Raw genomic sequence first — 20,110 nt, forward strand, 5'->3', positions numbered from 1 at the left:
CGTTAGAGTGGGCAGTGATCACATTACTGACAAGGAGAAATGCCATGAGCCAGAAAGTTGCGTACGTTACCGGGGGGATGGGAGGCATTGGCACTGCTATTTGCCAGCGCCTGCACAAAGACGGTTTCACGGTGATCGCAGGGTGCGGCCCCACACGTGATCATGCCAAATGGCTGGCCGAGCAAAAAGCCCAGGGCTTCACGTTTTACGCGTCGGTGGGCAATGTGGGCGATTGGGATTCCACGGTGGAGGCCTTCGGCAAGTCAAAGGCTGAGCACGGAAGCATTGATGTGCTGGTGAACAACGCGGGCATCACCCGTGACCGCATGTTCCTCAAGATGTCGCGCGAAGACTGGGACGCCGTGATCGAAACCAACCTCAACAGCATGTTCAACGTGACCAAGCAAGTGGTGGCCGACATGGTGGAGAAAGGCTGGGGCCGCATCATCAACATCAGCTCGGTGAACGGCGAGAAAGGGCAGGCAGGGCAGACCAACTACTCCGCGGCCAAGGCGGGTATGCATGGTTTTTCCATGGCTCTGGCGCAAGAGCTTGCCACCAAGGGCGTCACCGTCAACACCGTGAGCCCAGGCTACATTGGCACCGACATGGTCAAGGCCATCCGCCCTGACGTGCTGGAGAAAATCGTCGCCACCGTGCCGGTCAAGCGTTTGGGTGAGCCCAGCGAAATCGCTTCCATCATTGCCTGGCTGGCATCGGACGAAGGCGGCTACGCAACGGGCGCCGATTTCTCGGTCAATGGCGGTCTGCACATGGGCTAATGCAGATGCCCGGCCATTGATGCCCGCAAAGGAGCATCCAGAAAGACAAAAACCCCGCGACGCGGGGTTTTTTTTGAAAGGGCCGGAAAGAAGCGGGGGAAACGGAAGGGGTTGCCTGCTGTCTCCATCTTTTTGACGGGCCTATGAAATGTCCCTTTCAGTGCGTGCAAAGCGCAATCCTGGCGGATCTTGACGGTGCATTGCTCTGGCGGCGGGCATTGTGATAAGACTACAAAAAGAGGGACGGGCTACCGCGCCTTCAGTAGCGGGATGGAGCGCGTTTGCGATCGCGTTCGTCTTCGGGCCAAGCATTCAAGATTACGGTGGTATTCATACTGAAAAACTCCTGTGATGTACCAACAACGCGGTGTCTACACAGTCCGTTGACAGCGTTCTGCAAAAAAATGCAACCGCAATGGCCCGGATGCCGAATAAAAAAATGACTACAAAATTCATAGCTAATAGCGCTTGATGGGTAAGCGCTAGAGCCATATTTTTACAGCAAAAGTTACATCAAATTACATGCTTAACTGGCGGTGGCAGCCGAAATTTCTTCCAGCTCAGAAGAAATTTCCAGCCAGCGTTCTTCCAGCTTGGCGGTCTCGTCCGTGCCGGCTTTGAGGCGTTTTCCGCATTCGGCAATTTCAGCGGGGGGCAGGGGCTCGGTGAGTTTTTGCTCCAGCTTTGCGCGTTCGGCAGCCAGGGCTCCCATGCGTTTGTCGATCTGTTCCAGCTCTTTCTTGAGCGGTCGGGTTTTTTCTGCCAGCTGTTGCCGTGCCTGGGCATCCAGTTTGCGCTGCTCCCGCCCATCTCGAGAGGGCGCGGTGGCGGAGGTGCCAGAGGCAGGCGTGGCTGCGGCGGCGGTGGTGGCAGCCACGGCAGGGGCTGCGTTGACCAGGGATGTCTGGGCTTGTTCGGCCTGCCGCGCCTCTTCACGAAGCCGCTTGGATTCTTCCAACAGGTAGCGCTGGTAGTCATCCAGATCGCCGTCGAAGGGGCCCACAACGCCACGGCCCACCATCCAGAAGTCCTCGCAGACCGAGCGCAGCAGCGACCGGTCGTGGCTGACCAGCATGACGGTGCCGTCGAAATCGTTGATGGCCATGGCCAGCGCTTCGCGCGTTGCCAAATCCAAGTGATTGGTAGGTTCGTCCAGCAGCAGCAGGTTGGGGCGCTGCCACACGATCATCGCCAGCACCAGGCGGGCTTTTTCGCCGCCGCTCATGGTGCCCACGGCCTGCTTGACCATGTCGCCTGTGAAGTTGAATGTGCCAAGGTAGCTGCGCAGATCCTGCTCGCGGCTAGGTTGCTTGGCGTCAGGGCCCAGCTCCTTGGCCAGGCGGATCATGTGCTCCAGCGGGTTCTCCGCCGGGCGCAGCACGTCCAGCTCTTGCTGGGCAAAGTAACCGATGTTCAGACCCTTGCCCTCGGTCACGCTGCCGCTCAGGGCTTTCATGGTGCGCGCGATGGTCTTGACCAGGGTCGACTTGCCCTGGCCGTTGGCACCCAGAATACCGATGCGCTGGCCCGCCAGCACAGAGCGGTTCACGCCAGTGAGGATGGTGGTGGGCGTGCCCTCGTCGTCCACATAGCCAAATGACGCATCGCTGATGGCCAGCATCGGGTTTGGCAGATTGGCAGGTTCCTTGAACTCGAAGGTGAAGTCCGCCTCGGCCAGCACAGGTCCGATCTTCTCCATGCGTTCGAGCTGCTTGACGCGGCTTTGCGCCTGCTTGGCCTTGCTGGCCTTGGCCTTGAAGCGGTCGATGAACTTCTGCAGGTGGGCCATCTTCTCTTGCTGCTTGGAGAAGCTGGCCTGTTGCAGTTCAAGCTGCTGGGCGCGCAGCTCTTCGAACTTGCTGTAGTTGCCGCCGTAGCGGTTCAGCTCGCCTTGCTGGATTTGCAGGGTGACGTTGGTGATGGCATCGAGAAACTCGCGGTCATGGCTGATCACGATCATGGTGCCCGCATAGCGCTTGAGCCAGGCCTCGAGCCAGACCAGGGCGTCCAAGTCCAAGTGGTTGGTGGGCTCGTCGAGCAGTAACAGGTCGCTGGGGCACATCAGCGCACGCGCCAATTGAAGCCGCATGCGCCAGCCGCCCGAAAAGCTGTTGACCGGGTGCTCTAGCTCGCTGACGCGAAAGCCCAGGCCCAGAATCAGAGCCTGAGCGCGCGCCACGGCGTCGTGCGCACCGGCGTCATGCAGGTCCGAATAGGCATGGGCGATGGCCATGCCATCGTCGCTGGCCTCAGCCTCGACCAACTGGCGCTGGACCTCGGCCAGGCGCGTGTCGCCCTCCAGCACGAACTCGGTGGCCGACTGGTCGGTCTCGGGCATGTTCTGCGCGACTTCGGCCATGCGCCAGCTGGTGGGGATGTAGAAATCTCCCCCGTCCTCGTGCAGTTTGCCGCTCAGCAGGGCAAACAGGCTGGACTTGCCCGCGCCGTTGCGGCCCACGAGGCCGACGTTTTCGCCGGGGTTGATGGTGGCGGAAACGCTGTCCAGCACCACTTTGGCGCCGCGTCGCAAGGTGACGTTTTTAAGGGTGATCATTCGGAGTTCAGAAAAAAGCGCACCCGCACAAGGCGGGTGGCAGTAAAAAGCAGGGGGCCAGCGCTATGGCAAACGGTGCAACCGATGCAAACGGAGCAAAAAGACAGTGGCGCGCAACCCTCTATTGTGCCGTGAGCCGGGATTGAGCAGCCAAAGCCCGCCGAGTCACCAGTAAAACCTGGTCCTCGCCAGCGCTGGTATCGAGCCAGAAAGCGGGTAATTGGGGGAATGCGGTTTCAAAGTTTTCGCGCTCATTGCCGATCTCTAGCACGATCACGGCGTCTTCGCTCATGCAGGCGGGCGCGGCGGCAAACAGCCGGCGCACGAAGTCCATGCCGTCGGTGCCGCCCGCCAGCGCAAGCTCGGGTTCGGCTTGGTATTCCGCCGGCAGTGCTGCCATGCTGGCTGCATTGACATAGGGCGGGTTGCACAGGATCAGGTCCCACGGGCCGGGCAGGGCATCCAGGCCGTCGGAGAGTTGCAACTGGATGCGGTCTTGCAGGCCGTGTTTGTCCACATTGATGCGTGCCACGGCCAATGCATCGGCTGAAATGTCGGCACCGGTCACCGTTACCTCGGGCCAGGCCATGGCCGCGAGCACGGCCAGGCTGCCGTTGCCGGTGCACAGATCCAGCACCCGGTGGGTGTGATCGCTCAGGTACTCATCGGCGCCCCCATCGACCAGCAGTTCGGCGATGAAGCTGCGTGGCACGATGGCGCGTTCATCGATGTAAAAGGGCACGCCTTGCAGCCAGGCTTCCTGGGTGAGGTAGGCGGCGGGTTTGCGGGTGCGGATGCGTTCTTCAAAAAGTGTAGCTACCAGCGCTTGCTCAGCGGGCGCTACAGGCTGATTTTTGACCGAATCGGAGGCGTCTGAAAGATCGCTGTCCAGAGGCAGACCCAGGCGCCACAAGACGAGCCAGGCGGCTTCATCGCGCGCGTTGGTGGTGCCATGGCCGAACGATACGCTGGCCGATGCAAGGCATTGGGCGCCGGATTCAACCAGGGCGCCCACGGTGTCGCCTGCAATTGGGAGGGGTTGTTGCACTGCGCTCATGCAGCCACCTCGGTCGATGCCAGGGCCTGCGCGTGCAGATTTTCCAGCGTACGGCGATAAATATTCTTGAGGGGTTCGATGTCAGCCACGACCACATACTCGTCAATCTTGTGGATGGTGGCGTTGGGTGGACCCATTTCGATCACCTGCGGGCACACCTGGGCGATGAAGCGGCCGTCACTGGTGCCGCCGGTGGTGGACAGCTCGGTGGTCACGCCCGTTTCGGCGTGAATGGCACGTTGGACAGCGTCGACAAGCTCACCTGGCGTGGTGAGAAAAGGCTGACCGCCCAGCGTCCAGCGCAGGTCGTATTCGAGGCCATGGCGGTCCAGCACGGCGTGCACACGCTGCTTGAGCCCTTCGGCGGTGGACTCGGTGGAAAAGCGGAAGTTGAAGTCCACCACGACCTCCCCGGGAATGATGTTGGTGGCACCGGTGCCACCGTGGACATTGCTGATCTGCCAGCTGGTGGGCTGAAAGAAATCGTTGCCCTGGTCCCAGGAAATGGCGGCCAGCTCTGCTAACGCGGGCAGCGCTTGGTGAATGGGATTGCGAGCCAGTTGTGGGTAAGCGATGTGGCCCTGCACGCCGCGCACCGATAGTTTGCCGCTCAAGGTGCCGCGCCGACCATTTTTGATCATGTCACCTGTGCGCTCGACCGACGTGGGCTCGCCCACAATGCAGTAGTCCAGCCGTTCGCCACGAGCCGTCAGTTGCTCGACGACCACCTTGGTGCCGTCCACGGAAGGGCCTTCTTCGTCGCTGGTGAGCAACAAGGCGATTTGAATCTGGGGCTGCGGCGTGGCGGCGAGGAACTCTTCCACCGCCACCACAAAGGCGGCGATAGAGGTTTTCATGTCGCTGGCGCCTCGGCCATAGAGCTTGCCGTCTTGGTGGGTCGGCACGAACGGATCACTGCTCCAGCGCTCCAGCGGCCCTGTGGGTACCACATCGGTATGGCCCGCAAATACTACGGTTTTGATAGCTGCTTGCGCTTGTGGAATAAGCGCTGCAGGCCGTTTCGCCCATAAATTGCTGACACGGAAGTCCGCCGGGCCACTGTCCATCCGTTCGCACGCAAAACCCAGGGGGGCCAGCCGGTCGGCCAGCAGATCAAGGCAGCCTGCGTCTTGGGGGGTGACGGATGGCAGCGAAATAAGCTGTTCGGCCAGTTGCAGTGTGCGGGACATGGGAAGCGTGGAATAAATCAGGGACGTTCAAAGAATCGGTTGCCCGAGGCGCTGCGCCAGCAACTGGCGCGGGCCGAGCGGGAGGCGTCAAAGGCGACTCAGGGGGGGTCATGCTGCGGGCTTGACGTCCAGCACGATCTCGGTGAATGAGGGCTGGTCGTCGGGCGCGTCGCGCGCCTCTTTCTGTGCCTTGGCGGCATTGGCGGCCAGAGAAAAGTCGTTTTGCAGGCGCCACATGAGGTTGGTGGGCGAATCGGCGTAGGCCATGCCTTCCTTGCGGTCGATCTTGGCCTCCATGATGAGGTGGGCCAGGGCTGCTTCAAAAGTTTGTGAGCCTTCAGCCATGGACTTTTCCATGGCTTCCTTTACGCCCGAGAAATCGCCTTTTTCGACCAGATCGGAAACGAGCTTGGTGTTGAGCATCACCTCGACGGCGGGCACGCGCCCTCCATCCACCGTGCGCACCAGGCGCTGCGAAATGATGCCCTTGAGTGCGGAGGCCAAGTCACCCAGCATGGTGGGTCGCACCTCGACGGGGTAGAAAGACAGAATGCGGTTGAGCGCGTGGTAGCTGTTGTTGCCGTGCAGCGTGGCCAGGCACAAATGGCCGGACTGGGCGTAGGCAATGGCGGCCGACATGGTTTCGCGGTCGCGGATTTCGCCGATCAGGATCACGTCGGGCGCCTGGCGCAGCGCGTTTTTCAGTGCGGTCTGGAGCGATTGTGTGTCGCTGCCGATTTCGCGCTGGTTGACGATCGATTTCTTGTTGCGGAACTGGTATTCCACCGGGTCTTCGATGGTGAGGATGTGGCCGGTCAGCGCTTCATTGCGGGTGTCAATCATCGACGCCAGCGTGGTGCTTTTGCCGGAACCCGTGGCACCCACCACCAGGATGAGGCCGCGTTTCTCCATGATCAGATCACGCAAAAGGGGCGGCAAGCCCAGCGAGTCGAATGCCGGAATCTGCTGCGAGATGAACCGGATCACCACTGCGTAGCTCCCGCGCTGGCGCATCGCGCTGACACGGAAACGCCCGACGCCGCTGAGCGGCACGCCCATGTTGAGCTCTCCGGTTTCTTCCAGCTCCTCGATACGGTCTGGGGGCACTACTTCTGACAACAGATTGCGCGGCGCGTCAGGCGGCAGGATCTGGTTGTTGATCGGCACACATTCGCCATCAATCTTGATCAGCGCTGGCGCGTTGGCCGACAGATAGACGTCGGAGGCTTTTTTCTCGGCCATCAGGCGAAGAATTCGTTCCATCGTACTCATGGTGTTTCCCTCTTGTTCTCGGTATCTGTCGGCGATGCAGACCACGCGGCCTGCATCGGTGGTATCAACAATCAGTCGCGCAGCAGGTCGTTGATGCTGGTCTTGGAGCGGGTTTGCGCATCCACCTGCTTGACGATGATGGCGGCGTACATGCTGTAGGGCGCGCCGTTGGCGGCCGTCTTGGGCAGGTTGCCGCTGACCACCACCGAGCCCGAAGGCACGCGGCCGTAGCTGATCTCGCCCGTGGCGCGGTTGAAGATCGGGGTGCTCTGGCCGAGGTACACGCCCATGCCCAGCACCGAGTTCTCTTCGACGACCACGCCTTCGACCACTTCGGAGCGGGCGCCGATGAAGCAGTTGTCTTCGATGATGGTGGGGCCAGCCTGCAGGGGCTCCAGCACGCCGCCAATGCCCACGCCGCCGGACAGGTGCACATTGGCGCCAATTTGCGCGCACGAGCCCACGGTGGCCCAGGTATCGACCATGGTGCCTTCGCCCACATAGGCGCCGATGTTCACGTAAGACGGCATCAGGATCGCGCCCTTGGCGATGAAACTGCCGCGGCGGGCCACGGCGGGGGGCACCACGCGCACGCCGGTGGCCTTCATTTCTTCTTCGGACAGGTGGGCGAACTTGGTCTGCACCTTGTCGTAAAAGCCCAGGTCACCGGCCTTGACGACTTCGTTGTCCTTGAGGCGAAAGGACAGCAGCACGGCTTTCTTGATCCATTGGTGCACTATCCACTGGCCGACACCTTCGCGGGTGGCGACGCGCAATTTGCCATTGTTCAGCTCGGCGATCACATGCTCGACAGCGTCCCGGATCTCCTGGGGAGCGGCAGCGGGCGAGAGGCTGGCGCGGTTGTCCCAGGCGTTGTCGATGAGGGTTTGGAGTTGTTGGGTCATGTCGTTGTCGATCAGATCAGGCTGTATGGGATTGGATGAATTGCACGATGCGCAGCGCTGCTTCCACGCATTCTTCGGTTTCGGCCACCAGGGCCATGCGCACGCGCTGGGCGCCGGGGTTGCTGCCTTGGGCCTCGCGGGCCAGGTAGCTCCCGGGGAGCACGGTGACATTGTATTGAGCCAGGAGGGCCCGGGCGAACTCGGCATCGTCCATGCCCAGCGCATCAGGAATCTTGGCCCACAGATAGAAACCCGCATCGGGAAGGGCAACATCCATCACCCCGGCCAGCAGCGGGGTGACCTGGGCGAACTTCTTGCGGTACAGCGTGCGGTTTTCCACCACATGCTGCTCATCGCCCCAGGCGGCGATGCTGGCGGCCTGCACGATGGGGCTCATGGCGCTGCCGTGGTAGGTGCGGTAGAGCAAAAAGGACTTGATCAGCGCGGCATCACCGGCGACGAAGCCGCTGCGAAGGCCGGGCACATTGCTGCGCTTGGACAGACTGGTGAAGGAGATGATGTTTTTAAAATCACCGCGCCCCAATTGGGCTGCCGCCTGGAGGCCCCCCAGCGGGGGCTCGTCGCGGAAATAGATCTCGCTGTAGCACTCGTCTGATGCGATGACAAACCCGTAGCGATCGCTCAGCTCAAACAGCTTTTGCCATTCGGCCAGTGGCATGACAGCGCCCGTGGGGTTGCCGGGGGAGCAAACAAATAGCAACTGTGTGCGCTCCCAGACCCTGTGGGGCACGGTATCCCAGTTCACCGCGAAGTTGCGGTCTGGATCGCTGGGCGCGTAATACGGCGTGGCGCCAGCCAGCAGTGCGGCGCCTTCATAGATTTGATAGAACGGATTGGGGCACACCACCACGGGGTCGGGTTGTGTGGGGTCTATCAGCGTCTGGGCAAATGAAAACAGCGCCTCGCGTGAACCGTTCACCGGCAGAACCTGGGTGCCGGGGTCCACGGTGAGCCCGTAGCGCAGATTCAGCCACTGCGTGAAGGATTCGCGCAGTTTGGGGTCACCCGCTGTGGCGGGGTAACTGGCCAGTCCACCCAGGTTGTTACTAAGTGCATCTTTGATGAACTGCGGTGTAGGATGGCGCGGTTCACCCATGCCTAGGCTGATGGGGTTGTACACCGCGGGTGGCGAGACTCCGGCAAAGAGTTGGCGCAGCCGCTCAAATGGATAGGGCTGCAGGCGAGAAAGCAGGGGATTCATGGTGCGCCATTATGGGCGAGCAAGCCCGCGCATATGTGCTGTTGTGGCTTGCAGATGCGGATGGTGTTGTGTGTGGGTCGGGGGGGTGTCAATCCACCGTAAGAGCCACCGCCTAGCATCTAGACATAACAAAGAATGAAATGGGAGACAAGATGTCAGGATTTTTTCCGCTGCGTCCAGGACTGTGGTGGATGCGCAGGCTGCGGCTGCCCGGCAAGCTGCTCACGCTGGGCGTGTGGATGGCTGTTCTTTTGGCGGTCGCGCTGGTGGATGGGGCCTGGTGGGGTGTGGTGGTAGCCGGCTGCGTGGTGCTCTACGCATTGCTGGCGTTGTATGTGAGCCTGTCGTCAGACCTGGCGAGCTTGTCGCTGGCCATGCAACAGACCACCCGCGGCGACTTGGGTGCGCACGCGGGTGTTTTCGGGCGCGACGAGGTCGGTGCGATGGCCCAGTCGCTGGACCAGATGGTGCTGACCCTTTCGTCCATGGTGGCCGATATCCGCAGCAATGCCGCGCTGGTGGCCCATGCGGGGCAAAGCCTGGCCGAAGGAAACCGCTCGCTTGCGGACCGTACCGAGCAGCAGGCGTCCAATCTGGAGCAAACCGCCGCCAGCGTGGAGGAGTTGTCGTCTGCCGTTCAGAACAATGCCCAGACCGCCCAAAGCGCCGATGCGCGGGCGTCTGAGGTGCGCAAGGCGGCGGATGCGGGGGTCGACGCGATGGCTCGCGCGGTGCAATCCGTGGAGGCCATTCAGCAGGGCGCGCGGCGCATGACGGAAATCATCGGTGTTATCGACGGCATTGCCTTCCAGACCAATATCTTGGCCCTCAACGCCGCTGTCGAGGCCGCGCGTGCAGGGGAACAAGGCCGAGGTTTTGCGGTGGTTGCGGGTGAAGTGCGTACGCTGGCCAAACGGTCAGGTGACGCGGCGCGGGAAATCCGCGAACTGATTGGCGCCTCGGTCAACCAGGTCGAGGCCAGCGCGGGGTTGATCCGGTCGGCGGGCGACGGTATTGCCAGCATGGCAGACGGTATCCGCAGCGTGGCGGTCAGCATGAGCGAAATTTCTGGCTCCAGCGCCGAGCAGAGCACAGGTTTGCGCGAAGTGAGTTCGGCAGTGCAGCAGCTTGACCAGATCACGCAGCACAACGCGCAAATGGTGGGGCAGGCCGTTGAGCAGGCGCAGGCACTGGAACACCGCGCATCGACGCTCTCACGTGCGGTGGCGGTGTTTCGTCTGCAGCAGGGCACGGCAGAAGAGGCGGTGGCACTGGTCGCCAAGGCGCTGGGCTTGCAAAAAACCCATTCGCAAGAGCAATTCCTGCGCAGTGTGACGGACCCAAGCCAGCCCTACCACGACCGCGACATGTATGTGTTTGTCCTCGACGCTGCGGGCACGTACCGGGCGTTTGGTGGCAACGGAGCCAAGGTTGGAACCCGGGTGCAGGATATTCCAGGCGTGGAAGGCAGCTTGCTGCTGAGCAGCATCGTGAGCCAGGCGGACCGGGCCCCCGGCTGGGTCGAATACGACATCACCAACCCTGCGACAGGCGTGGTGCAAACCAAGATGTCCTACGTCTGCCGTGGTGGCGACTTGTATATCGGTTGCGGGGTTTACAAGTCGCTGGCGGCCCGGTAACTGATACAACGCGGCGTTGCTCCCATCGGTGGAGTGCTGCTCCCGTGCCACCAAAATGGCAAAACGTAATCCGGTCGTGGGTTTTCAGTTGCCGGTTAGTCAGTGGCTCCCTTGCTCCCGGCGTTGGCGAGCACGCTTCATGACCGCCGCAATCGCTGCTTTCCGCGCGGCAGGGTCTTGTGCGCTGGCGGCGGCCAAATCGCTGGACGAGGGCATGGTGTGCGGCTGGTTATTCTGGTTATTGGCGCCGGTTTCGATGGCATCCATGGCACCACTTGCCGGGTCTTGCGCGTCTTGTGATGGCATGCGCACACGGTGCTGGGCATAACGCTCGCGCGCCTGCTGTGCCAGAGGGGCCGACCATGCCGACCAGCCGGTAGAGCTGCCGCTAGCGCTTTCCAGCTCAATACAGTCGACAGGACACACGGGAACACACAGCTCACAACCCGTGCAATAGGGCTCGACGACCGTGTGCATCATCTTGTTGGCGCCCACGATGGCATCGGTGGGGCATGCCTTGATGCACAGGGTGCATCCAATGCACCAGGCTTCGTCGATAAAAGCCACCGAGCGGGGGCCTTCGAGCCCGTGTTCTGTGCTCAGCGGCTGCGGGGCCTGGCCAGTGATGGCCGCGAGGCGCGCGACCCCTTCGGCGCCACCGGGCGGGCATTGGTTGATGCCCGCAGCGCCCGCCGCAATGGCCCTGGCGTATGCCAGGCAGTCCGGATAGCCGCAGCGCGTGCATTGCGTTTGCGGTAGCGCAGCATCAATCCGCGCTACAAGATCGTTCTCGGCGCGTGCGGGGGAGGGTTTGGCCGTCAGAAGGCTCAACGTGTCGGCCTGCCTGGTCAGGCTTTGCGGGGCTTGTTACGACGGCTTGGCGTGGGCGCGGATGATGCGGCCGCCTTGGCTTCGGTGACATTGCCCTGCACCGGCTCGGCCGCCGCTGTCACTGCGGCTGCCTGGGGCTTGACCCAGCGTGTTGTGACGCCCGCCGCCGGGGCTGGCTTTTGGGCAGGGCTGGGTTTTGGCTTGTGTGGGGCGCTGGTTGGGGTTTTGGCTGCAGTCCGAGATGCGACGGCAGTGACTGCCTTGGCAATCGTTGTAGCGGACACGCTGGTGGCCGATGCGGCGCTTTTGTTGGGATCCACGTTGTGTTGCAGGATGAAACTGCGCACTTTGGGGTACACGATGTCGCGCCAGCGGCGGCCACTGAAGATGCCATAGTGGCCTGCACCCTTGGCCTCAAGGTGGTGCTGCTCTTTGCGCACGATGCCGGTGCACAGGTCGTGTGCGGCTTCGGTCTGGCCTGAACCGGAAATGTCGTCAAGCTCGCCTTCCACCGTGAACAAGGCCGTGGTCTTGATGTCTTCGGGACGCACACGCTCAATCTTGCCTTCGGGCGAGCGTACATCCCAGGTTCCATGCACCAGCTTGTAGTCCTGAAACACCGTCTGGATGGTTTCGAGGTAATAGTCCGCGTCCATGTCGAGCACGGCGTTGTATTCGTCGTAGAACTTGCGGTGGGCTTCGGCACTGGCGTCGTCGCCCTTGATCAGGTCCTTGAAGTAGTCGTAATGGCTGGTGGCGTGGCGATCGGGGTTCATGGCCACAAAACCTGTGTACTGCAGGAAACCGGGGTACACACGGCGGCCAGCACCCGGAAACTTCTCGGGCACACGGTAGATCACGTTGTTCTCGAACCACTCGTAGCTGCGGTTGGTCGCCAGGTTATTTACCGATGTGGGCGATTTGCGCGCGTCGATGGGGCCGCCCATCATGGTCATGGTCAGGGGCGTCTTTTCGCCCCGGCTGGCCATCAGCGATACAGCCGCCAGCACAGGCACTGTGGGCTGGCACACGCTGATGACGTGACAGTTGCCATAAATGCCCTGCAGATGGCGAATGAACTCCTGCACATAGTTCACATAGTCATCAAGGTGGAATTCGCCCTCGGACAGGGGAACCAGGCGTGCGTTCTTCCAGTCGGTGATGTAGACCTTGTGGTCTTTGAGCATGGTGCGCACGGTGTCACGCAGCAGTGTGGCGTAGTGGCCAGACAGCGGTGCCACGATCAGGACCACCGGTTGTGTCTTGAGCTTTGTCAGTGTGGCTGGATCGTCTGAGAAGCGCTTGAAGCGGCGCAGTTCGCAAAAAGGCTTGTCGATCTCGATGCGTTCATGGATAGCTACGCCCACGCCGTCCACATCTACCGTGTGGATGCCGAACGTTGGCTTTTCGTAGTCTTTGCCCAAACGATACAGCAGGTCGTAGCCAGCGGCCATGCGCTGGGCCGCTGCAGACTGGCTCAGCGGCGACACGGGGTTGCTGAACAACTTGGAAGCCGCCTGCGCAAAGTCAGTAAACGGCTCCATCAAGGACCGTTGCGTTTCGTAAATGTGGTACAGCATGGGGCAAAACTCCGATTTGTTGCAGTGCAATATAGCAGCACTTGGCAGCTGCTGCATGCAGGAAAACCACCGACGCCCAGTCACTTGCGCGACAGGATATGCCTGGCCCAGGGGCGCTTCTCATTGCCTTATTGGCCGTCCATTTGCATATGAATAGCTATAAATTGAATAGCTAAAAACCCAATGTGCATAAGCGCTACATGGTTTTTTTCTAAGATCAGTGCGCTTTGGGTTCGCCGTTTTCATTCAGCCAGGCTTCAAATGATTCGCGGGTCGAATTTCGCAGTGCAGCGCGGAAAGCTGACTTGTTGCTGAGGTAAAGACAGTGCCGGATCACCGTGTAAGGGTTGAAGCTGCCTTGCGGGTTTTGCTCTTCGAAATGCTGTTTGTACCGCTTGACCACACCAATGGTCTCTCGCATCAGGGTATTGAAGCGTGCGCGCGTCATGCCTGGTGACCACATCTGAATGTCGTCCACAAACCCATCCACCTTGGACGGATCGAACTCGAATTCCTTGAAAAAATGCGTGGCTATCTTGAGGAAAGTGAAGGCGTTGAGCTCGCTGCTGCCGCCCCCAGCCTTGCTCGGCGCCTGGTTGTCGGTGGTGGACTCTGGGGTTGCCTCTACGGTTTCGTCGGGAGCCTGCAGCAGCTCGGCGGCGGTGGCGTCCCGGATCTGGCGAAACTCGCGGTCGGCCAGCTCAAACAATGCAGACAGTACGTTGATGCGTCGCTTGAGCTGCCCGGGGATCGATTTTTTGTACTTGATCTTGTGATCCAGCACGCTCCATGAGTCTTGAATGATGGTGCGCACCTGCAGCTCAAAGGGCTGGTGGGCGTAGGCCGCATGTTCGGGCAACTGGCGGTCGGCGCTGCTCAGTTGAAGATCCAGGTGCAGCCCTTTGTAGCCGAAGGACGCCTCGGTGCTCTCCACCGCAGCCGTCTTGTCGGTGACGTCGATCACCGAGAAATGTGCTTGCACGATCTGGGCGATCTTCTCAAGCTCATCCTCATACAGGCACACCACCCGCACGCCGATCAGATCGGTGATATAGCTTTGGATGTCGTAGGGCGTGTTGCTTTCTTCCAGGGCGGGGCGGTATTTGCGGACAAACTTGCGAATGCATTCGTCGACCTCTTTCACGCGGCCTTCCACCTTGGCAATGTCCACATGGCCCGAGCGCGTGACGACGGCCGCCACCAAACCGGTAAGGGCTGCACACGCAGCCTCCAGCGCAGGCGTCTGCTGGCTATAAAAGGTACGAAACTGAGACTCTTCGTGATCAAAATCGAGCGATGCCATGTTTCTAAGTGGCTCCTGAGAAAGTGTGGTGCGGTGGTTCCGCCCTGCGCGGTGCGTCCGTGAGTGTGCTTGAAAATGGGCATTGGCAGTGCAGGACAGATGCCCATAATGGCTTCTTTCTGCAGTGGGCGAGCCCCGGCACGCCAGTGCGTGCGCAACCACAAAACCAATGACACCTCCGCCTTTTGACGAAATCGGTTCTGCCAGCGGTGGCCGCCTGCCTGTGTCGCCTGGTGTGGGCGACACTGACACCGGCAACGCCTGCGGCTTGGGCACTACGAGCGGCACTGTGGGCGGCGCCACGCGCCTGCGGTGGTTGCCTCGCGTGCTTGCGCCGCTGATTGCGGTGCTCGGCCTCACGCTCACAGGGCTCTATTGGCAAGGGGAAGAGCGGGGCGCTCTTGGCAAGCGGGAGCGAAACCTTGAGTTGGCCGCCGATCACATCGCCTATAACCTCAAGGACCGGATGGCCACTTATGAGCTGGTGTTGCGCGGCATCAAGGGCTATTTTGAAGGGTCTGAACGCATTGTTCGCAGCGAATACGAGGCTTACGTGCACGCGTTGCAGCTCCAGGAGACGCGGTCTGGCCTGCAAGGGGTGTCGCTCGTGGGGCAACTGGCGAGGCCTGACCTGGCCGCCTACGTCAAAGACATGCGCGCGCGCGGCTTTCCCGCTTACACGATCCACCCTGGCGGCGAACGCGCTGTGTATGCCCCCATCACGCACATCGAACCGCTGCAAGGCGACAACCTCAAGGCGTTGGGGTACGACGTCCTGACCGCCCCGGCTGCCAAAGAGGCGCTGTACCGAGCCCGAGACTCCGGCTCTCTCGCACTGTCCGCCTCTTTGAGGTTGGTACAAAAGGGCGAGCAGGGGTTGGTGATGTATCTGCCCCTTTATGCCACTGCGGCAGACACGCGCACGGTGGACGGGCGGCGTGCCGGACTGCGGGGATGGGTGTCTGCAGCGTTTCGGCTGACAGACGTGATCAGTGGCATGTCCCGCGAGTTCGACTCCGACATCGGGCTACAGGTCGTCGACACCACCGGTGTACCCGATGCTGCCCGCGTCCAAGGCGCCATGGGTGGCGGCGCTGGCGTCGTTGCCAATGCAAATGCGGTGGATACGGTCAATGCCGGCGGGACACGTATCTTTAGCAACGAAGATCCGTCTGCCGCTGAGCTGCACGGTTCGCCATTGCGCACCACCCGCCTGCTTGAATTGGGCGGGCGTCGCTGGACGCTGGTGATGGCACCGTTGCCCGCTTTTTCGCAGCGGTTTCAGGACGATGGTCACCACGTCATTGCGCTGGGGGGCGCCGTGCTCAGCCTGCTGCTGGCCTGGATTACGTGGATGCTGGCGACAGGGCGCGAGCGGGCGGTGGCCCTGGCTTATCGCATGACGGCCGAGCTGCGCTCCACCCGCGACGATCTGGAGAGCACGCTCAATGCCATTCCGGACCTGTTGTTCGAGTTGGGGCGTGACGGGCGCATCCACCACTCCCGGTCCGCCCGTTCAGACCTGCTGCTGTTGCCCTCGGACATGTTTGTGGGGCGCCTGATGCGCGATGTGATTCCTCCGGAGGCGGCAGCCGGTTTTCACGCAGCGCTGGAGGCCGCTTACCGCACCGGCTATTCAGCGGGGCACCAGTATCGGCTTGAACTCAACGGCACCACCCACTGGTTTGAACTGTCGATCGCCCGCAAGGAGAGCACCGCGCTCCACGACGAGCCACGATTCATCGCGCTGTCGCGCGACATCACCGAGCGCAAGCAGGCCGAGGCGCGTACGCATCAGCTCGCCTATTTTGACGGGCTGACGGGCCTGCCCAACCGGCGCATGCTGCTAGACCGCATGGAATACGCGCTGCACATGGCCCAGAAGACGTCGCAGGTGGGGGCCGTGCTCTACATCGACCTCGACAACTTCAAGCAGATCAACGATGCACGGGGCCACAGCATTGGCGATACCTTGTTGATGCAGGTGGCCGGTCGCCTCACACAGCAACTGCGAGCGGGTGATACCGTGGCCCGGATTGGTGGTGATGAATTTGTGGTGCTGGTGCACGACGTGGCTTCAGACATGGAGTCTGCCGGCCGAGCCGCCCTGCTGGTGGCGGAAGAGGTGCGAGCAACGCTGGAGGAGCCCTACAGCATCGACACCCACCTCTACAGCACCACGGGCAGCATTGGCATCACGCTGTTCCCCAAGCGGGGAGATGCGGTGGAAGACCTGCTGCGCGAGGCCGACACCGCCATGTACCGCGCCAAAGACCTGGGCCGCAACCGCATTCGTTTTTACGAGGCGGCCATGCAGGCCGATGTGCAAGAGCGCCTGGCGCTCGAGCAGGACCTGAAGAAAGCGCAGGCCGAAGGTCAGCTCTCGGCCTTCGCGCAAAACCAGGTGGACGCACAGGGGCGGCTGGTGGGCGCAGAGTTGCTGATGCGCTGGGAGCACCCCGTGCGCGGTAACGTGCCACCCTGCAGCTTCATCCCCATTGCGGAGAGCTCCGGGCTGATTTTGCGCATGGGCGACTGGATGATTCAGCAGGCCTGTGAGACGCTGGCGCGCCTGCAGGCGGCGGGCCAAAACCTGGCGCTGTCGGTCAACGTGAGCGAGCGGCAGTTTCGGCAGGATGATTTTGTCGAGCGTGTGCGCCACATCCTCGCCCATACCGGTGCAGCGCCGCAGAACCTCATCCTGGAGGTGACGGAAAGCCTGCTCATCGAAAACCTGGATGACACCATCGCCCGTATGACCGAGATCGTGCAGCTTGGTGTGCGTTTTTCGATTGACGACTTTGGCACCGGGTATTCGAGCCTGGCCTACCTCAAGCGGTTGCCGCTGTATGAGCTCAAGATCGACAAGAGTTTTGTGCAGGACACCCCGCACGACCCCAACGATACGGCCATCGTGCAGTCCATCATTTCGGTCGCGCGCCACCTTCACCTGCGCGTGGTGGCCGAAGGGGTGGAAACCCGCGCCCAGGCCGATTTTTTGACCAGCAGCCAATGCGATTGCCTGCAAGGCTATCTGTTTGGGCGGCCAGAGCCTCTGCAGGCCTGGCTGGGCCGCCTGCTGCCCGGAGCATAGATAACGCGGGATGGGACCCGTCCTGGTGTGCCCGCAGTGCGTTCAAAAGCTCCGGGCGATCCGCGCCATTTCTTTCTGTTTTTCTACAGTGCCACTTCGGCTTCGGTGGCCGCGGGCTGCGCATAGGACTGCATCGCCAGCGCATGCACCTCACGAGCGGGCCGGTCCTTGAGCAGGTGGTTGCTCCACACCTGGCGCCAGATGCGTGCGCCCGGCAGGCTGTGGCGCAGGCCCAGCATGTGGCGTGCTATGTGGGGCCAGGGCGTGCCATACAGCGCCATTTCGCGCTCCATGTATTCGACCATGGCAACCTCCACCTCTTCGCGGGTCAGGGGGCAGGGCGCGCCGCCGTAATACAGCGGGTCCCACCGGGCCAGCCACCAGGGGTTGTGATAGGCCTCGCGGCCAATCATCACGCCATCGAGGTGCGCCAACTGCTCCTGCACCACCGCATCGGTCTGGATGCCGCCATTGATGGCGATGGTGAACTGCGGAAACTCTGCCTTGAGCCGGTGCACCATTTCGTAACGCAGCGGCGGGATGTCGCGGTTTTCCTTCGGCGACAGGCCTTGTAGCCACGCGTTGCGGGCATGCACGATGAACACGGTGCAACCAGCGTCGGCTACCGTGCCCACAAAGTCGCGCACAAAGCCGTAGTGCTCCTCCTTGTCGATGCCGATGCGGTGCTTCACGGTCACAGGCGCGTCCACCACATCCTTCATCGCCTTCACGCAGTCGGCCACCAGCTGTGGTGTTTTCATCAGGCTGGCGCCAAAGGCGCCGCGCTGTACACGGTCGCTGGGGCAGCCGCAATTGAGGTTGATTTCGTCATACCCCCACTGCGCCGCGAGTTGGGCGGCCTGCGCGAGTTTGTCGGGTTCGTTGCCGCCCAGCTGCAGAGCGACGGGGTGCTCTTCAGCGTTGAACCGCAAGTGGCGTTCGGTGCCGCCATGGATGATGGCGCCCGCATTCACCATTTCGGTGTACAGCAGGGTCTGGCGCGTCAGCAGCCGGTGAAAGTAGCGGCAGTGTCGGTCAGTCCAGTCCATCATGGGCGCGACGGACATGCGCCAGGGGCTATGGGTGGGGGTCACGGAAAAATGGGGGGAGGGGGCGAAGGCGGTGATTATCCCACCGGTGCCCGGGTGGGGTGGACTCTGGGGTTTTGATTGAAATAGGCCTTTGGTGCTTATCCATAAAGCGCTGATAGCTATAAAAATCAGAGCAAAATCTGAGAGCCTGATGGCGCCCGGCGCAGCGCCAATACCGCACGGCTTGCGTCGCGCCATCAAAGCCTCTGGTTGAACTGCCGCAGCGCCGGGGTTAGAGGGGGACGGCGATACTCCCGGCGCCCCTTTGCAGGGCGCAGCCCTGTTTTCTGCCTTCCTCCACATGCACCACACTATTTTTGACACACCGGTCGTCAACACGCTCTTGCGCGTTCTGTCCCGATTCACGTTGCGCATCACCGGCTGGACCATCGAAGGCGCCTTGCCCGCCCACGCCGCCAAAAGCGTGCTCATAGCCGCGCCGCACACCAGCAACTGGGACCTGCCGTACACGCTGATGCTGGCGTTCTCGCTGCGGCTGCGGGTGTACTGGATGGGTAAACAAAGCCTGTTCAAGACGCCGTTTGGTGGGGTGATGCGCTGGCTCGGGGGCATCCCGGTGAACCGCAGCCAAGCCAACAACCTCGTCGCCAGCTCGGCCCAAGCTATGCGGGATGCTGATGGTCCAATGCAACTCATCGTGCCTCCCGAGGGCACGCGCGGCAAAACGAGGCACTGGAAAACGGGCTTCTACTTCATCGCCCAGCAGGCCGGCGTGCCCATCGCGCTGGCGTTTGTGGTCTTATGGCCGCAAGGTGGGTGGCCTGGGGCCGGTGTTTGAGCCCACGGGTGACCTGGACGGCGACATGGCGCGCATCAAGGCGTTTTATGCGCCCATCCAAGGCAAGAACCCGACGCAGTTCGAGGCCTGATGTGGGACATCAAATTTTGAATGAAATTTGGCTCTATCGCTTATCCAGAAAGCGCTAGAAGCTATCAAAATTGCAGCAAATGCATTAAGGGCAGCCGCCTTCACGCCCCCACACTCCGCCGGTCAATCTTGCGGCTGAGCACGATGCTGGTCTGCGTCTGGTGTACGCCGTCGAGCTGGCCCACCTTGTCGAGCAGCGCGTCAAGTTGCTCGTGGCCCGCGCAGCGCAAATACACCAGGTAATCAAACGGCCCGCTCACTGCCGACACTTCTTCGACCTCGGGCATGGCCTGCAGCTCCCGCAGCACGGTGGGCGCTGTCTTGGGCAAAACACTGATGGAGCACCAGGCGCGCACGGTGGCGGCATCCAGCCGCGCACCCAGCCGCACGCCATATCCCGCCACCACCCCCGAGCGCTCCAGCCGCGCGATACGCGCTACCACGGTCGTGCGCGCCAGCCCCAGTTGGCGGGCCAGCGTGGCCGTGCCTTCACGTGCATTGGCCTGCAGCAGGCTCAGCAGCCGGCGGTCGGTGTCGTCCAGGTCGATGGTCATGGGTGGATTTCCAGAAAAGTCGATACGCCGATGATATTCGCCACTATGACCAAATAAAATAAGTATTTCGACGGTTTTGACGCTACACATTGACAGAGCTATTGCCTAGCATCAGGCATCGCATTTCGTTGTATTGCCTTGCCTAT

General features: G+C 61.6%; 14 protein-coding genes and 1 pseudogene. 4 read left to right on the forward strand and 11 right to left on the reverse strand.

All coding sequences use genetic code 11. The annotated features are described in order from the left end of the window. Positions 1 to 44: 44 nt before the first annotated feature. Positions 45 to 782, forward strand: coding sequence for an acetoacetyl-CoA reductase (gene phbB, locus KI609_RS11725; protein ID WP_226443436.1), 738 nt, complete (start codon positions 45 to 47; stop codon positions 780 to 782). 526 nt (positions 783 to 1,308) lie between these two features. Here the strand turns inward: phbB and KI609_RS11730 are convergent. The 6 genes from KI609_RS11730 to dapC all read right to left on the reverse strand — a co-directional run bounded on the left by KI609_RS11730 (position 1,309) and on the right by dapC (position 8,982). Next, complete coding sequence (locus KI609_RS11730) at positions 1,309 to 3,336, reverse strand: ABC-F family ATP-binding cassette domain-containing protein (RefSeq protein WP_226443437.1); 2,028 nt, start codon at positions 3,334 to 3,336, stop codon at positions 1,309 to 1,311. Between the two features lie 121 nt (positions 3,337 to 3,457). Next, positions 3,458 to 4,393 carry a 50S ribosomal protein L3 N(5)-glutamine methyltransferase gene (gene prmB / locus KI609_RS11735; protein ID WP_226443438.1) on the reverse strand — a complete coding sequence of 312 codons (936 nt, stop codon included), beginning with the start codon at positions 4,391 to 4,393 and terminating at the stop codon, positions 3,458 to 3,460. Next, positions 4,390 to 5,583: a succinyl-diaminopimelate desuccinylase gene (gene dapE / locus KI609_RS11740; RefSeq protein WP_226443439.1), complete on the reverse strand. Its 1,194-nt coding sequence runs from the start codon at positions 5,581 to 5,583 to the stop codon at positions 4,390 to 4,392. Before dapE ends, prmB begins: the two co-directional genes overlap by 4 nt. A 108-nt stretch (positions 5,584 to 5,691) precedes the next feature. After that, a complete protein-coding gene (locus KI609_RS11745; protein ID WP_226443440.1) occupies positions 5,692 to 6,855 on the reverse strand; it encodes a PilT/PilU family type 4a pilus ATPase in 1,164 nt (387 codons plus the stop codon). Positions 6,856 to 6,926: 71 nt separating this feature from the next. Further along, the gene (gene dapD / locus KI609_RS11750; protein WP_226443441.1) at positions 6,927 to 7,760 is read right to left on the reverse strand and encodes a 2,3,4,5-tetrahydropyridine-2,6-dicarboxylate N-succinyltransferase; all 834 of its coding nucleotides are present in this window, start codon (positions 7,758 to 7,760) and stop codon (positions 6,927 to 6,929) included. Between the two features lie 16 nt (positions 7,761 to 7,776). Then, positions 7,777 to 8,982, reverse strand: a complete 1,206-nt coding sequence (gene dapC, locus KI609_RS11755) for a succinyldiaminopimelate transaminase (protein ID WP_226443443.1) — start codon at positions 8,980 to 8,982, stop codon at positions 7,777 to 7,779. A gap of 152 nt (positions 8,983 to 9,134) precedes the next feature. Here dapC and KI609_RS11760 point away from each other — a divergent pair, with 152 nt between their 5' ends. After that, positions 9,135 to 10,622 (forward strand): methyl-accepting chemotaxis protein, encoded by a 1,488-nt coding sequence (locus KI609_RS11760; RefSeq protein WP_226443445.1) that lies wholly within the window; start codon positions 9,135 to 9,137, stop codon positions 10,620 to 10,622. Between the two features lie 99 nt (positions 10,623 to 10,721). On the opposite strand, the gene rsxB is transcribed toward KI609_RS11760, so the two are convergent. The 3 genes from rsxB to KI609_RS11775 form a co-directional block, all read right to left on the reverse strand. Next, positions 10,722 to 11,444, reverse strand: a complete 723-nt coding sequence (gene rsxB, locus KI609_RS11765; RefSeq protein ID WP_226450363.1) for an electron transport complex subunit RsxB — start codon at positions 11,442 to 11,444, stop codon at positions 10,722 to 10,724. 26 nt (positions 11,445 to 11,470) lie between these two features. Continuing rightward, on the reverse strand, positions 11,471 to 13,033 hold the full coding sequence (locus KI609_RS11770) for a polyhydroxyalkanoate depolymerase (protein ID WP_226443447.1): 1,563 nt from the start codon (positions 13,031 to 13,033) through the stop codon (positions 11,471 to 11,473). A gap of 217 nt (positions 13,034 to 13,250) precedes the next feature. Further along, the gene (locus KI609_RS11775; protein ID WP_226443450.1) at positions 13,251 to 14,336 is read right to left on the reverse strand and encodes a GTP pyrophosphokinase family protein; all 1,086 of its coding nucleotides are present in this window, start codon (positions 14,334 to 14,336) and stop codon (positions 13,251 to 13,253) included. 169 nt (positions 14,337 to 14,505) lie between these two features. Here KI609_RS11775 and KI609_RS11780 point away from each other — a divergent pair, with 169 nt between their 5' ends. Then, positions 14,506 to 17,430, forward strand: coding sequence for an EAL domain-containing protein (locus tag KI609_RS11780; RefSeq protein WP_226443452.1), 2,925 nt, complete (start codon positions 14,506 to 14,508; stop codon positions 17,428 to 17,430). A gap of 83 nt (positions 17,431 to 17,513) precedes the next feature. Here the strand turns inward: KI609_RS11780 and dusA are convergent, their stop codons facing one another. Next, the gene (dusA, locus tag KI609_RS11785; RefSeq protein ID WP_226443454.1) at positions 17,514 to 18,524 is read right to left on the reverse strand and encodes a tRNA dihydrouridine(20/20a) synthase DusA; all 1,011 of its coding nucleotides are present in this window, start codon (positions 18,522 to 18,524) and stop codon (positions 17,514 to 17,516) included. 298 nt (positions 18,525 to 18,822) lie between these two features. Here dusA and KI609_RS11790 point away from each other — a divergent pair. Then, positions 18,823 to 19,411: pseudogene (locus KI609_RS11790) on the forward strand (lysophospholipid acyltransferase family protein). A 100-nt stretch (positions 19,412 to 19,511) separates the two neighbouring features. Here the strand turns inward: KI609_RS11790 and KI609_RS11795 are convergent. After that, the gene (locus KI609_RS11795; RefSeq protein ID WP_226443456.1) at positions 19,512 to 19,964 is read right to left on the reverse strand and encodes an Lrp/AsnC family transcriptional regulator; all 453 of its coding nucleotides are present in this window, start codon (positions 19,962 to 19,964) and stop codon (positions 19,512 to 19,514) included. Between the last annotated feature and the right edge of the window lie 146 nt (positions 19,965 to 20,110).

The sequence above is a fragment of the Acidovorax radicis genome, from assembly GCF_020510705.1.
Classification (GTDB): Bacteria; Pseudomonadota; Gammaproteobacteria; order Burkholderiales; family Burkholderiaceae_C; genus Acidovorax; species Acidovorax radicis_A.

Bases quoted from the DNA above. Each gene is read 5' to 3' on its own strand.
- KI609_RS11730 (WP_226443437.1), bottom strand. From the start codon at position 3,336: ATGATCACCCTTAAAAACGTCACCTTGCGACGCGGCGCCAAAGTGGTG.
- KI609_RS11760 (WP_226443445.1), top strand. From the start codon at position 9,135: ATGTCAGGATTTTTTCCGCTGCGTCCAGGACTGTGGTGGATGCGCAGG.
- KI609_RS11780 (WP_226443452.1), top strand. From the start codon at position 14,506: ATGACACCTCCGCCTTTTGACGAAATCGGTTCTGCCAGCGGTGGCCGC.
- KI609_RS11775 (WP_226443450.1), bottom strand. From the start codon at position 14,336: ATGGCATCGCTCGATTTTGATCACGAAGAGTCTCAGTTTCGTACCTTT.
- KI609_RS11745 (WP_226443440.1), bottom strand. From the start codon at position 6,855: ATGAGTACGATGGAACGAATTCTTCGCCTGATGGCCGAGAAAAAAGCC.
- dapC (WP_226443443.1), bottom strand. From the start codon at position 8,982: ATGAATCCCCTGCTTTCTCGCCTGCAGCCCTATCCATTTGAGCGGCTG.
- prmB (WP_226443438.1), bottom strand. From the start codon at position 4,393: ATGAGCGCAGTGCAACAACCCCTCCCAATTGCAGGCGACACCGTGGGC.
- KI609_RS11770 (WP_226443447.1), bottom strand. From the start codon at position 13,033: ATGCTGTACCACATTTACGAAACGCAACGGTCCTTGATGGAGCCGTTT.
- dapE (WP_226443439.1), bottom strand. From the start codon at position 5,583: ATGTCCCGCACACTGCAACTGGCCGAACAGCTTATTTCGCTGCCATCC.
- phbB (WP_226443436.1), top strand. From the start codon at position 45: ATGAGCCAGAAAGTTGCGTACGTTACCGGGGGGATGGGAGGCATTGGC.
- KI609_RS11795 (WP_226443456.1), bottom strand. From the start codon at position 19,964: ATGACCATCGACCTGGACGACACCGACCGCCGGCTGCTGAGCCTGCTG.
- dapD (WP_226443441.1), bottom strand. From the start codon at position 7,760: ATGACCCAACAACTCCAAACCCTCATCGACAACGCCTGGGACAACCGC.